Origin of the sequence: Nocardia abscessus (genome assembly GCF_015477775.1) — a bacterium.
Taxonomy (GTDB): Bacteria; Actinomycetota; Actinomycetes; order Mycobacteriales; family Mycobacteriaceae; genus Nocardia; species Nocardia abscessus_A.
Genome location: NZ_JADLQO010000001.1, coordinates 104,202 through 117,006, shown reverse-complemented (window position 1 = coordinate 117,006; position 12,805 = coordinate 104,202). Strand labels below are relative to the sequence as shown.

Annotated in this window: 12 protein-coding genes; 10 read left to right on the top strand and 2 right to left on the bottom strand. The window is 69.7% G+C overall.

Annotation, left to right across the window (positions count from 1 at the left end):
• Positions 1 to 51: 51 nt before the first annotated feature.
• Together IU450_RS00620 and IU450_RS00615 are read left to right on the top strand one after the other, a co-directional pair.
• On the top strand, positions 52 to 1,131 hold the full coding sequence (locus tag IU450_RS00620) for a UDP-N-acetylmuramate dehydrogenase (RefSeq protein WP_416382838.1): 1,080 nt from the start codon (positions 52 to 54) through the stop codon (positions 1,129 to 1,131).
• A gap of 83 nt (positions 1,132 to 1,214) precedes the next feature.
• A complete protein-coding gene (locus IU450_RS00615; protein ID WP_195148603.1) occupies positions 1,215 to 2,438 on the top strand; it encodes a L,D-transpeptidase in 1,224 nt (407 codons plus the stop codon).
• A 6-nt stretch (positions 2,439 to 2,444) separates the two neighbouring features.
• Here IU450_RS00615 and mscL read toward each other — a convergent pair whose 3' ends face one another.
• Positions 2,445 to 2,888, bottom strand: coding sequence for a large conductance mechanosensitive channel protein MscL (mscL, locus tag IU450_RS00610; RefSeq protein WP_195148602.1), 444 nt, complete (start codon positions 2,886 to 2,888; stop codon positions 2,445 to 2,447).
• Between the two features lie 139 nt (positions 2,889 to 3,027).
• Positions 3,028 to 3,762: an SDR family NAD(P)-dependent oxidoreductase gene (locus IU450_RS00605; protein WP_195147829.1), complete on the bottom strand. Its 735-nt coding sequence runs from the start codon at positions 3,760 to 3,762 to the stop codon at positions 3,028 to 3,030.
• 73 nt (positions 3,763 to 3,835) lie between these two features.
• Here IU450_RS00605 and IU450_RS00600 point away from each other — a divergent pair, with 73 nt between their 5' ends.
• The 8 genes from IU450_RS00600 (at position 3,836) to IU450_RS00565 (ending at position 12,804) form a co-directional block, all read left to right on the top strand.
• Positions 3,836 to 4,657: an alpha/beta fold hydrolase gene (locus IU450_RS00600; protein WP_195147828.1), complete on the top strand. Its 822-nt coding sequence runs from the start codon at positions 3,836 to 3,838 to the stop codon at positions 4,655 to 4,657.
• Between the two features lie 77 nt (positions 4,658 to 4,734).
• A complete protein-coding gene (mshA, locus tag IU450_RS00595) occupies positions 4,735 to 6,180 on the top strand; it encodes a D-inositol-3-phosphate glycosyltransferase (protein WP_195147827.1) in 1,446 nt (481 codons plus the stop codon).
• A 5-nt stretch (positions 6,181 to 6,185) separates the two neighbouring features.
• Positions 6,186 to 6,680, top strand: a complete 495-nt coding sequence (locus IU450_RS00590) for a YbjN domain-containing protein (protein ID WP_195097665.1) — start codon at positions 6,186 to 6,188, stop codon at positions 6,678 to 6,680.
• Between the two features lie 73 nt (positions 6,681 to 6,753).
• On the top strand, positions 6,754 to 7,656 hold the full coding sequence (locus tag IU450_RS00585) for an ROK family protein (RefSeq protein WP_195147826.1): 903 nt from the start codon (positions 6,754 to 6,756) through the stop codon (positions 7,654 to 7,656).
• Positions 7,657 to 7,738: 82 nt separating this feature from the next.
• Positions 7,739 to 8,476 carry a phosphoglyceromutase gene (locus IU450_RS00580; RefSeq protein ID WP_195147825.1) on the top strand — a complete coding sequence of 246 codons (738 nt, stop codon included), beginning with the start codon at positions 7,739 to 7,741 and terminating at the stop codon, positions 8,474 to 8,476.
• 343 nt (positions 8,477 to 8,819) lie between these two features.
• Positions 8,820 to 10,877 (top strand): CocE/NonD family hydrolase, encoded by a 2,058-nt coding sequence (locus tag IU450_RS00575; RefSeq protein ID WP_195147824.1) that lies wholly within the window; start codon positions 8,820 to 8,822, stop codon positions 10,875 to 10,877.
• A 199-nt stretch (positions 10,878 to 11,076) separates the two neighbouring features.
• Entirely contained in the window at positions 11,077 to 11,496 is a 420-nt protein-coding gene (locus IU450_RS00570; protein ID WP_195147823.1) for a YciI family protein, read from the top strand.
• A 15-nt stretch (positions 11,497 to 11,511) separates the two neighbouring features.
• The gene (locus tag IU450_RS00565; RefSeq protein WP_195147822.1) at positions 11,512 to 12,804 is read left to right on the top strand and encodes an RNA polymerase sigma factor; all 1,293 of its coding nucleotides are present in this window, start codon (positions 11,512 to 11,514) and stop codon (positions 12,802 to 12,804) included.
• The last annotated feature ends 1 nt before the right edge of the window (position 12,805 follow it).

The window sequence follows — 12,805 nt, the reverse complement described above, 5'->3', positions numbered from 1 at the left end:
CGTCCTCGTGCGGTGCACTGCACGCTACCGTGTGGCGTGCGAACTTCACGAGTGGTGCCGTCGGACCTCCTCGCGGGCACCGGTGCGCGGCTGCGCGCCGACGTGCGGCTGGCGGAGCTGACCACGCTGCGGGTGGGCGGCCCCGCCCTGCTCGCCGAATGCGCGACCACCGAAGCGCTGGTCGCGACAGTGCGCACGCTGGACGCGGCGGGCGTCCCGGTGCTGCTGCTCGCGGGCGGCTCCAATCTGCTCGTCGGCGACGACGGCTTCGACGGTGTGGTGGTCCGGGTGGCCACCACCGGCGTCGAGATCCTCGACGGCGGTGTGGTCGCGGAGGCGGGGGCGAACTGGGACGACGTGGTGGGCGCCACAGTCGCCGCCGGACTCGGCGGACTGGAGTGCCTGTCCGGCATTCCCGGCTCCGCGGGCGCGACGCCGGTGCAGAACGTGGGCGCCTACGGCGCCGAGGTGGCGAACCTGCTGCGCCGGGTGCGCCTGCTGGACCGGGCCAGTGGGGAGATCCGCTGGGTCGAGCCCGGCGAACTCGGGTTCGGTTACCGCACCAGCGTGCTCAAGCACCGCGACGACGCCGTCGTGCTCGCGGTCGACTTCGCCTTGCGCGCCGACGGTTCCAGCATGCCGCTGCGGTACGGCGAACTCGCCTCGGCGGTGGGCGCGGCGGATGGCGAGTCCCGGCCTGCCGCACAGGTCAGGGACGCGGTGCTGCGGTTGCGCGCGGGCAAGGGCATGGTGCTCGACGCCGCCGACCACGACACCTGGAGCGCGGGCTCGTTCTTCACCAACCCGGTGGTCGCGCCGGAGCGGGTGGCGCAGGTGCGCGCCGCGATCGCCGCACACGTGGGCGAGGCCACGGTGCCGACCTACCCGGCGCCGGACGGGGTGAAGTTCTCCGCGGGCTGGCTGATCGAGCGGGCGGGTTTCGCCAAGGGCTTCCCCGGCGCCGAGGCGCCCGCCCGGCTGTCGACGAAACACACACTGGCGCTGACCAATCGCGGCGCCGCCACAGCGGCCGACTTGGTGGCGCTGGCCAGGACGGTGCGCGACGGCGTGGCCGAGCGTTTCGGGATCACGCTGGAGCCGGAACCGGTCACCGTCGGTGTCACGCTCTGAGGCGCTGAGGTCGACACCACACGCAGCGGCGACGGATCGGACCGCGCGCCGCGCGTAGATTCGACGAAGTGAACCACCGCCCGATGATCCACCGATCGGTTGCCGTGGTGTCGGCTGTCCTGCTCGTGGTCGTCGCCCTGGCGGCGGGCTGCACGATCGACCGTGACGCGGGCCGGTCGGGCTCCGACGCCGGTCCGATCGCCGAGGTGACGCTGACCCCAGCCGACGACGCCGAGAACGTCAACCCGACCGCGCCGGTCTCCGTAGCGATCAGCGACGGCGCGATCGATCAGGTCGCGCTGACCAACGCCGCGGGCAAGCAGGTGCGTGGCGAGCTCGCGCCGGACAAGCGCGGCTACACCATCACCGAGCCGCTCGGCTACGACGCCACCTACACCTGGTCGGGCACCGCGGTCGGCACCGACGGCAAGCCGATACCGATCGACGGCTCGTTCCACACGCTCGCGCCCAAGAGCACCGTTCCCGCGACGGTGAACATCGGCGACAACCAGGAGGTCGGCATCGCGGCGCCGATCATCCTGCAATTCAAGTCCGCCGTCACGAACAAGGCGGCGGTGGAGAAGGCGCTCACCATCACCACCGACCCGCCGACCGAAGGCGCGTGGGCCTGGTTCCCGGACGACAACGGCTCGCGGCTGCACTGGCGTCCGAAGAACTACTGGGCCCCGGGCACGAGCGTGCACGTGTCGGCCCGGCTCTACGGACTCGACCTGGGCGGCGGCAATTACGGCGATTCCGATCTGACCACGGATTTCCGCATCGGGCGCAGTCAGATCGTCAAGGCGAACGCCCCGAGCCACCGCATGCAGGTGGTCCGCGACGGGCGGACGGTGTTCGATTTCGCGGTCAGCTACGGCGAGGGCAACGAGCCGCGCAACGTCACCCGATCCGGCATCCACGTGGTCACCGAGAAGTACGAGGACTTCATGATGTCGAATCCGCCGTACTACACCAACGTCCGCGAACGCTGGGCGGTACGCATCTCCAACAACGGCGAATTCATCCACGCCAATCCGGAATCACTGTCGGCGCAAGGCTCGGCGAACGTCACCAACGGGTGCATCAATCTGTCTCCCGGCGACGCGCAGGCGTACTTCCCCACGGCCCTGTACGGCGATCCGGTCGAGGTGACCGGAACCTCGATCCCGCTCTCGGCCGCCGACGGCGACCTCTATGACTGGACCATCGACTGGAACACCTGGAAAACCATGTCGGCGTTGCAGGGTGCGCCGTCGACCGTGGTCTCCGCCACCCCGCTGCCTCCGCAGCCGGCGGGCGCGCGCTGAGCGGTCCTAGCGGACCCTCACGTCCTCTTGTTCGGCCTCGCGGTCGGCCGAGCGTTCGGCGCGGACCGCCTCGTGCCGCTCGGCGAGCAGGTCGCGGATCTCGGTCAGCAGCTCGATTTCGGTGGGCTCGGCGGCCTTGGGGGTGCCGAAGCGGTTCTTGATCGTCTTCATCGGCAGCATCAGCACGAAGTACAGCACCGCGGCGACCATCACGAAATCGATGACCGCCGTGATGATCGGGCCGACGGCGATGAAGGTGGCGGGCTTGGAGGAGATGAGCTGCACGCCGAGGCCCAGCTCGTGGCTGTTGCCGAAAATCGCGAGCAGCGGATTGACGACGCCTTTCGTCACCGATGTCACCACGGCGGTGAACGCGGTGCCCATGACGACGGCGACCGCGAGATCAATGACGTTCCCGCGCATCAGGAACTCTTTGAAGCCCTTGAACATGAGCCGAACCACTCCCATCCGATGTCTCTACGCTTACGGCATCTCGGATGCTAACGGTTCGAATCGAACAGCGAAGTCCCAGCAATTCGCGGCCGGAACGACCGCGAAATATGATTGATTTGCGTCGGCTATGAAATGGTCAGCCGCGACGCGCGAATCGGCCCGCGTCCGCCTGATCCCTCGGCTTGATGACGATCTGGTCCAGGTTGACGTGCGCGGGCCGCGACGCGACGAAGCCGATGACCTCCGCGATGTCCTGGGCGACCAGCGGGTCGATGCCCTCGTACACCTTCGCCGCCCGCTCCGCGTCGCCGCCGAAGCGAACCAGCGAGAACTCGGTTTCCACTGCGCCGGGGGCGATCTCGGTCAGCCGCACCGGCTGCCCGAGCAGCTCCCCGCGCAGCGTGCGGTGCAACACGGCCTGCGCGTGCTTGGCCGAGGTGTAGCCGGAACCGTTGTCGTAGGCGGTGAACGCGGCCACCGACGTGACGGTGACGATCAACCCGTCGCCGGAGGCGATCAACTTGGGCAGCAGGGCTTTGGTGACGCGCAGCGTGCCGAGCACGTTGGTCTCCCACATCCAGCGCCAGTCGTCCAGGTCGGCCTCGGCGACCGGGGCCAGGCCCTTGGCGCCGCCCGCGTTGTTGACCAGCACGTCGGCCCGCTCGATCGCCTCGGCGAACGTGCGCACCGACTCGTCCGAGGTGACGTCGAGTTCCAGTGCGGTGCCGCCGATCTCGTCGGCGAGGCGGCGCAGGCGATCCAGCCTGCGAGCGCCGACGTAGACGTGAAATCCCTGCTTCGCCAGCTCACGGGCGGTGGCCTCGCCGATCCCCGAGCTGGCTCCGGTGACGACGGCGGTGCGAGTGCTCATGCCGTTAGATCCTAGGTGCGCGAGGTTTGCCGGGCCCGGTGCGGTCACCCGGATCACCGTTAGCCTGAGTGGCATGGCTATTCGGGACGTGGTCAGCGCGGACGGAACGAACATCGTCTACCGGGTGAGCGGTCCGGCGCAGGCGCGCCCACTGGTGCTGCTGCACGGTTGGTCGGCGAACCTGCGCTGCTGGGGCGGGGCCGCCGACGACCTCGCCGCGCGTTTCCGGGTGATCGCCGTCGACCTGCGCGGCCACGGCTACTCCGACGCGCCCGCGACGGGCTACGACGATCCGAAGAACTGGGCGGCCGACGTCGCGGCCGTGCTCGCCGCCGAGGGCATCGACTCCGGCGCGGCGCTGCTCGGCTGGTCCTACGGCGGGATCGTCCTCTCGGACTACCTGACCGCGTACGGCACGGACGCCGTCGCGGGTGTCGTCTACACCGGCTCGATGGCGAACATCGGCCCCGGCGTGCCCGGTGCGGCGACCGGCAGCATGATGCAGGAGGCGATACCGGGCGTCTTCGAGGAGAGCGCGGGGCGGGCCCTGCGCGCTTTCGGTGCGTTCGGCAATGCCAACACCGGACCGGGCGCGGACAAGGGGCCGGACGCGCAGCGCCTGTTCGGGGCCAGTCTCGCCACCCCGCCCGCGGTGCGCAAAGCGCTGTTCTACCGCACCGTCGACAACACCGGGACACTGCGCGCGCTGGACGTTCCGGTGCTCGTCCTGCACGGGACCGCCGATCAGGTCGTGCCGATCGAGAACGGGCGCTTCATCGCCGACACCGTCCCGAACGCCCGTGCGTCGTTCTGGGAAGACGCCCAGCACGGCCTGTTCATCGAGGACCGTTCCCGGTTCGTCGCCGAGGTCAGCGCGTTCGCCGACAGTCTGTGATCGGCGTCATGTCTGCTCTGTGATAGCTCTCACTTGCCACGGATAGCGTGTCTGGGCCGGGGAACGCAACGTGCACTATGGATAGTGTGAGTCAGCGCCTGGACCTACGGCCGAACCGTATCGCCGTGTTATCGGTGCACACCTCACCACTCGCTCAGCCGGGGACCGGCGACGCGGGCGGCATGAACGTCTATGTCCTGCAAACGGCCGTCGAACTGGCCCGGCGCGGTACCGAAGTGGAGATCTTCACCCGGGCCACCGCGTCCAACCTTCCGCCCGTCCAGGAGGCCGCGCCCGGCGTGCTGGTGCGCAACGTGGTGGCAGGCCCGTTCGAAGGGCTGGACAAGCACGATCTGCCCACCCAGCTGTGCCCGTTCACCGCGGAGGTGCTGCGCCAGGAGGCTCGGCATCTGCCCGGCTACTACGATCTGGTCCACTCGCACTACTGGCTGTCCGGCCAGGTCGGCTGGCTGGCCAGGGATCGGTGGCGGGTGCCGCTGGTGCACACCGCGCACACGCTGGCGGCGGTGAAGAACGCGGCGCTGGCCGAGGGCGACTGCCCCGAACCGGCGACCCGCGAGATCGGCGAGAAGCAGGTGATCGCCGAATCCGATCGGCTCGTCGCCAATACCGCCGAGGAAGCCCGTCAGCTGGTCGAGCTCTATGGGGCCGACCCGGAGCGCATCGATGTCGTACCGCCCGGCGCGGACCTGACCCTCTACCGCCCCGGTGACAAAGCCGCCGCCCGCGCGGCGCTCGGCCTCAGCGCCGACGAGCAGATCGTCGCGTTCGTCGGCCGCATCCAGCCGCTGAAGGCGCCCGATGTGCTGGTGCGGGCCGCGGCGGAGGTGCTGCGCGCCGACCCGGAGCGCCCGTTGCGCGTGCTGATCGTGGGTGGGCCCTCCGGCAGCGGCTTGGACCGGCCCGACGCGCTGATCGAGCTGGCCGCCGAACTGGGCATCGCCGCGCGGGTCAGCTTCCTGCCCCCGCAGCCGCCGCAGCGGCTGGTGCTGGTCTATCGCGCCGCCGATCTGGTGGCGGTGCCCAGCTACAACGAGTCCTTCGGCTTGGTCGCGATCGAGGCGCAGGCCAGCGGCACTCCCGTGCTGGCCGCCGATGTGGGTGGTCTCGGCACGGCCGTGCGGCATGACGTGTCCGGCCTGCTGGTCCCGGGCCACCGCACTTCGGACTGGGCGAACGCGCTGCGGCACCTGCTGGACGACCCCGGTCGGTTGCACCGGATGGGCGAGCGGGCCGTCGCGCACGCCGCCAATTTCTCCTGGGCGCACACCGCCGACGGGCTGCTCGCCAGCTACGCCGCGGCCCTGGCCGGTTTCCGCGACGAGCGCTCCGCGCTCGGCGGCCGCGGCCTGGCGCACAGCCTCGTGCGCGACGACGCCTACGACCGCGCGGCCGCCGACCGCACTAACCTGGCCGGAGAACGGACGGCGGCCCTGCTCGCCGAGAGCAGCCAGGCCAGATCGCGGGCGCTGTGGCGGCGCCGGATGGGAGTACGCCGGTGAACGAGATGCAGGCGACCGCGCAGCTCATCGACGAGACGCTGCGCGACAGGGAGATCGAGTACACCCGGCCGGGCGAGGAGACCTTCGTCGTCGTCCTGCCCGGCGAGCGCAAGCTCAAGACCACGGTGATGCTCACGGTGGGCAAGCACGGGGTCCGCGTCGAAGCGTTCGTCTGCCGCAAGCCGGACGAGAACTTCGAAGGCGTCTACAAGTTCCTGCTGCGTCGCAATCGCAGGCTTTACGCCGTCGCCTACACCCTCGACCGGGTCGGCGACATCTACCTGGTCGGCCGCATGTCCGCGCACGCCGTCACCCCGGACGAACTGGACCGGGTGTTCGGGCAGATCCTCGAAGCGGTGGACGCCGACTTCAACGTGCTGCTGGAACTCGGCTTCGCCGAATCCATTCGGCGGGAATGGAAGTGGCGCGTCTCGCGCGGCGAGTCGTTGCAGAACCTGCGCGCGTTCGAGCATCTGGTCGACTCGGCCGACAAGCCCTAGCCGGTAGCTGGATCCGGCCCCCCGGCCCGGGCGACAATCGCGGGTGGCTCGGTTCGGCGAAGGAGACACGGCGTTGGCGATTCTCGCTCTGGACATCGGCGCGACGAAGTTCGCGGCCGGAGTGGTGCACCCCGGTCCCGAGGTGCGCGACGTACGCCAGGTGGACGTGCCGGACACGAGTGTGTGGGACGCCTGTCGCGGACTGCTGCTCGAGGTCGCCGGGCCGGAACCGGTCAGCGCCGTGGGGATCGGTGCGGCCGGTCCGGTGGACGTGCGAACCGGCGTCACCGGTCCGTTGAACATCCCCGAATGGAAATCGGGATTCCCGGTCGTCGCCGCCGTGCAGGAGTTGTTTCCCGCCGCCGCGATTCGCTTCGCCATCGACGGCGCCTGCCTTGCACTGGCCGAACACCGCCTCGGCGCCCTGCGCGGGGTGCCCGACGCGCTGGCGATGACCGTGTCGTCGGGGATCGGCGGCGGGATCGTGGCGGGCGGCAAGGTGCTGCTCGGGCGCACCGGCAATGCCGGGCACGTCGGGCACATCGTCGTGCCGGGCTGGGACACGCCCTGTGGGTGCGGCGGTCGCGGTTGCGTCGAGGCGGTCGCCAGTGGCATGTCGTCGGTGCGCTGGGCTCGTGAGCAGGGCTGGTCCGGCAGCACGGGTGTGCGGCTGGCCGCGGACGCGCACGCGGGCGACGAGATCGCGCTCGCCGCGCTGCACCGGGCGGGCACCGCTCTCGGCGCGGCGATCGCCTCGGCCGCCGCCCTGCTGGACGTCGACCGGGTGGTGATCGGCGGCGGATTCGCGCGATCCGGTGCGCCGCTGTGGGATCCGCTGCGCTCCGCGGTGTCCGAGCACGCCGGGCTGAAGTTCCTGGGCGGACTGCGTGTGGAGCTGTCCGCGATCACCCACGGCGCGACGCTGGCGGGCGCGGGCGTGCTCGCCGCCGAGCACGCCGCGGACGAACCGGTCTGACTTCGCGCTTTCCCGGTACCGGCCGTGGCGGCGTGGCGGGAACCGATGCGACCCGGTCGAGCGCGCATGGGAGGATGACCGCATGACGTACTCCCTCGTGCTGCTGCGCCACGGCGAAAGCGAATGGAACGCCCTGAACCTGTTCACCGGCTGGGTGGACGTGCATCTGACCGACAAGGGCATCGCCGAGGGCAAGCGTGCCGGGGAACTGCTGGCCGAGCACGGCATCCTGCCGGACGTCGTCTACACCTCACTGCTGCGCCGGGCCATCTCCACCGCGAACATCGCGCTGGACGCCGCCGACCGGCACTGGATTCCGGTGATCCGCGACTGGCGGCTCAACGAGCGCCATTACGGCGAACTGCAGGGCAAGAACAAGGCGCAGATCCGCGACAAGTACGGCGACGAGCAGTTCATGCTGTGGCGTCGCAGCTACGACACCCCGCCCCCGCCCATCGACACGACCAACGAGTACAGCCAGGAGGGCGATCCGCGCTACGCGGGCATCGAGGTCCCGAAGACCGAGTGCCTGCTCGACGTGGTCAACCGGATGGTTCCGTACTGGGAGTCGACCATTTCCAAGGACCTGCTGTCCGGCCGGACCGTGCTGATCGCCGCGCACGGCAACTCGCTGCGCGCACTGGTCAAGCACCTCGACCAGATCTCGGACGAGGACATCGCGGGCCTGAACATCCCCACCGGCATCCCGCTGGTCTACCACCTCGACGAGGACCTGCGCCCGGTGCGTCCGCGCGAGTACCTCGACCCGGAGGCGGCCGCCGCGGGCGCTGCCGCCGTCGCGGGCCAGGGCGGGAAGTAAGCCCCGAACGCGAACCCGACGCGCTGTCACTCATCAGGGGTGGCAGCGCGTCGTCGTGTCCGGCCGCAAAGGGCGATCATCGAGCGTCGGGCGTTCGTCGAGGCGGTGGGGCGACACGCCGGACGGCGGTACGCCGGTCCGCGACCGGTCGGTGAGCCATGATTCCGTTGCTGTAAATGGGTCCAGACTGGTGTGGCCAGCGCAGACGCGGAAAAATCTGCTGCTCGATCGGCTTATGTGAACCGATGTTTCGAGGGCCAGTGTATGTTACCCCTAGTTCCTACCGACGGGTAGGAAAGTAATACTTGGTCGCCTGACCAGTACGAGAGGTGGAACACGTCCGATGAAGTACGCGTTGCGGGTCACAGTGGCGGTCGCCGCCGCCGCGGTGCTCGCCCCCTTTCTGACGAGCGGCGCGGCGGCCGCGCCATTGCCGACCGGTCCCGACGGTGGGGCAGCCGGAGCGGAGTGGGCGGCCACTCAGGACGCCACACAGCAGTACCCGAACATCCACATCACCTGGGACGTCCCGATCACGATGAGTGACGGCACCGTCCTGAAAGGGAACGTCTACCGTCCCGCGGACGCCTCCGGCCGGCCCATCGAAAGCCCCACGCCGACGGTCGTCAATCTGACGCCCTACACCAAGCTGGTGTCGAATCTGGCCGATCACGCGCAGTCGATTCCCGGCCTGTCCGACGCGCTGATCGAGCTGTTCCGCCAGATCGACATGAGCGGCACCCCGCTGTCCGGCGTCACCGACCTGACCAAGGCGTTCGGCGGCGGCGAACTGCGCAACTTCACCGTCGACCGGCAGCTGATCAAGAGCGGCTACTCGCAGCTGGTCGTCGACGTGCGCGGCACCGGTTTCTCCCAGGGCGTCTGGGACATGCTGCGCGGACGCGAGCAGCAGGACACGCTCGAGGTGATCGACTGGGCGTCCCGGCAGCCGTGGTCCAACGGGCGGATCGGCATGAACGGCATCTCCTATTCGGGCATCAATCAGGTGCAGGCCGCCGAGCAGCGCCCACCCGCCTTGCAGGCGATCTTCCCGGTGGTGCCGGGCAGCGATCTGGTCAACGACGTGCTGGCGCCCGGCGGCGGCTTCGGCTTCAACTTCATTCCGCTGTGGCTGACCGCGATCAACGGCCTCAAGCTGATTCCCGACCTGGCCTCGGTGCTCAACGGGCAGCTGGACACCAGGTGGCTGGCCGACCGCGCCCGAGATCCGTTGACCTTCATGGACGTCCTGCTCAACGTCTACACCACCGCGCGCCTCGAGGATCTCGACCCCCGCGCCAAGGAACTGCTGACCGATGGTTCCGGGCCGCGGAAGGACTGGCTCGGTGATCCGAGCGGGATCCGGACGCCGACCTTCGTCACCGGCGGCTGGCACGACCTGTTCGCCTACTCGGAATCCAAGATCTACAACGAGATTCCGCTGCCGCCCGGCCAGAAGCAATTGCTGATGGGCAACACCTATCACCTCAACTCGGGCAACGAGTACGGCAAGCCGGGCCTGCCGCCGCGGCTGGACGTGTTGCAGCGCGCGTGGTTCGACAAGTGGCTCAAGGACATCGACAACGGCATCGACCGCTACGGTCCGATCACCTTGCGTCAGCAGGGCGGCGGCTGGATCACCACCGACTCCTTCGCCGCGCCGACCGCTGCGGCGGATGCGCAGCAGGCGGTGCACCGCAGGATGTACCTGTCCGCCGCGCCGAGCGGCACCGCGGGCAGCCTCTACGACGGTTCGCTCGACGCGCAGGTCAGCGGCGAGCCCGCGCGTCTCACTGTCGCACCCGGCCTGACCAGTCTGTGCTCCAACGACGCCGCCCAGGGCAGCGCGGGCGTGCTGTCGGTGATCGACGGCTGCGCGAAGGACTCCAGGGTGCAGGAGCTGAACGGGTTGACCTTCACCAGCGCCCCGGTCGCCGAACCGACCTCGATCTCGGGGCGGATCGCGGTGCGGCTCAATACGGTTCAGGACGCCGCCGACGGGTACTGGGTGGTCACCGTGAACGACGTCGCGCCGGACGGGCAGTCGAGCGTGTTGTCATCGGGGCAGATCATGGCGTCGCTGCGGGCGATCGATGAGGCGAACAGCAGCAAGTCGGCCAACGGCGATTACACCGACCCGCGCCCGTTCACCTCGCTGGAGCAGCGGCAGCCGACGGTCCCGGGCGAGGTGACCACGCTGGACATCGCGTTGCCCGCCACCGAGGCACTCCTGCAGCCTGGCCACCGCCTGCGCGTCGACGTGTACGCGGGCAACTTCCCCAAGGGCCTGCCCATTCTGCCGATGCTGATCGACACCGGCATGCGTCCACAGCATCTGGAGCTGGATCCCGCCCGTCCGAGCTTCGTCAACATCCCGGTCCGCGGGAATCCGGGCTGGTAGAGCTGGGGCGCGGTCCGAGCGTGCACCCGTCGCGCATCATGGTCGACGCCGCGGGGTATGGGCGAGGGTGCACGCTCCGATCGGCGGCTCCGAAGCGGGTCGAAAAAAATTTCGGCGCGTGTGTCGATCTTCGCGACCCCCCGTTCGACCTATGGGTGAGAGGGTCCAGAGAGGGACCCGAACAACCAGGGAGACAACCATGAAGTACATGCTCATCATGCGTGCCACCGACGAGGCCTTCGCAGGGATGGCGAATATCGACTTCGACCAGATGCTCGAAACGATGGGTAAGTACAACGACGAGCTGATCCGGGCGGGCGTGCTGGTCGCGGCGGAGGGACTGGAGGACGCCGCCGAGGGTGTGGTGGTCGATTACTCCTCCGAGACGCCCGTCGTCACCGACGGACCGTACGGCGAGACGAAAGAGCTGTTCGGCGGGTTCTACATCCTCAATGTGGCGTCGAAGGAAGAAGCGATCGAGTGGGCCAAGCGGATGCCGGTGGTCGGCCCCGGGTTCAAGACCGAGATCCGCCGGGTCCCGACGATCGATGAGTTTCCGCAGGACAACAAGTGGATCCAGAAGGAGCGGGCGTGGCGCGAGGCCACCGGTCAGCTCTGAACGGATCGAGGGGCGATGGCCGACCACACCGGCCGTGAAGCCGTAGCCGCGGTCTGGCGGATCGAGTCCGCACGGATCGTCGGTGCGCTGGCGCGGTACACGGGCGACTTCGCGCTGGCCGAGGACTTGGCGCAGGAGGCGCTGGCCGAGGCGCTCGTGACCTGGCCGCGGGAAGGCGTGCCGCGCAATCCGGCGGGGTGGTTGCTCACCGTCGGCCGCCGTCGCGCGATCGACGCTTTCCGTCGGCGCGCCGCCCTCGACGAGAGGTACGCCACCCTTGCCCGGGACCTGGGCGAGGGTGGCGCCGTCTCGGGAGGCGCGCCTGCCGATCCGGCCCGGGACACCGAGGACCTGCTGTGGGACCCGGACCGGATCGATGACGATCTGCTCGCGTCGATGTTCATCTCCTGCCATCCCGTGCTGTCGCGGGAGGCGAGAGTGGCGCTCACGCTGCGGGTGGTCGGCGGTCTCACCAGCGACGAGATCGCCAAGGCGTTCCTCGTTCCGGCCGCTACCGTGCAGGCTCGGATCACGCGGGCGAAGAAGACCCTCGCCGCGGCCCGGGTGCCGTTCGAGGTGCCACCGGCGCAGCAGCGGACCGAGCGCCTCGGTTCGGTGCTCAGCGTGGTCTATCTGATCTTCACCGAAGGGTCTTCGGCCAGCTCCGGGGCGGATCTGATCCGGCTCGACCTCGCGAGCGGAGCGTTGCGCCTGGCGCGGGTGCTGACCAGGCTCGTGCCGGACGAGCCCGAGGCGCACGGCCTGCTGGCGCTGCTCGAACTGACCGCGGCCCGCTTTCCCGCCCGCACCGGGCCGGACGGCGCTCCGGTGCTCTTGGAGCACCAGGACCGCCGCCGTTGGGACCGCGCCGCGATCCGCCGGGGACAGGCCGCCCTGGCCCGCGCCGAGCAGGTCGGCCGGGGCCTGGGCGCCTACGGGTTGCAGGCGGCGATCGCCGAGTGCCATGCCGTCGCCGCGTCGGTCGAGACGACGAACTGGGAGCGCGTCGTGCTGATCTACGAGGCGCTCGGCCGGCTCGCGCCGTCGCCGGTGGTAGACCTCAACCGCGCGGTGGCGGTCTCCATGGCGCAGGGACCGGCCGCGGCGCTGCCGATCGTGGACGAGCTGGCGGCCGCCGGGCCGCTGTCGAATTCGCACCTGCTGCCGAGCGTTCGAGGGGAACTGCTGATCCGGCTCGGGCGCACGCAGGAGGCGCGCGGCGAATTGGAGCGCGCCATCGGCATGTGCGGCAACCAGCGCGAACGGGAGGTGCTGGAGCGCAAGCTCGCCGAACTCGACCCGGCCTGAT

Excerpts from the sequence above, each read along its gene's own strand:
- IU450_RS00615 (WP_195148603.1), top strand. The coding sequence starts at position 1,215 with ATGATCCACCGATCGGTTGCCGTGGTGTCGGCTGTCCTGCTCGTGGTC.
- mscL (WP_195148602.1), bottom strand. The coding sequence starts at position 2,888 with ATGTTCAAGGGCTTCAAAGAGTTCCTGATGCGCGGGAACGTCATTGAT.
- IU450_RS00605 (WP_195147829.1), bottom strand. The coding sequence starts at position 3,762 with ATGAGCACTCGCACCGCCGTCGTCACCGGAGCCAGCTCGGGGATCGGC.
- IU450_RS00600 (WP_195147828.1), top strand. The coding sequence starts at position 3,836 with ATGGCTATTCGGGACGTGGTCAGCGCGGACGGAACGAACATCGTCTAC.
- mshA (WP_195147827.1), top strand. The coding sequence starts at position 4,735 with ATGGATAGTGTGAGTCAGCGCCTGGACCTACGGCCGAACCGTATCGCC.
- IU450_RS00590 (WP_195097665.1), top strand. The coding sequence starts at position 6,186 with ATGCAGGCGACCGCGCAGCTCATCGACGAGACGCTGCGCGACAGGGAG.
- IU450_RS00580 (WP_195147825.1), top strand. The coding sequence starts at position 7,739 with ATGACGTACTCCCTCGTGCTGCTGCGCCACGGCGAAAGCGAATGGAAC.
- IU450_RS00575 (WP_195147824.1), top strand. The coding sequence starts at position 8,820 with ATGAAGTACGCGTTGCGGGTCACAGTGGCGGTCGCCGCCGCCGCGGTG.
- IU450_RS00570 (WP_195147823.1), top strand. The coding sequence starts at position 11,077 with ATGAAGTACATGCTCATCATGCGTGCCACCGACGAGGCCTTCGCAGGG.
- IU450_RS00565 (WP_195147822.1), top strand. The coding sequence starts at position 11,512 with ATGGCCGACCACACCGGCCGTGAAGCCGTAGCCGCGGTCTGGCGGATC.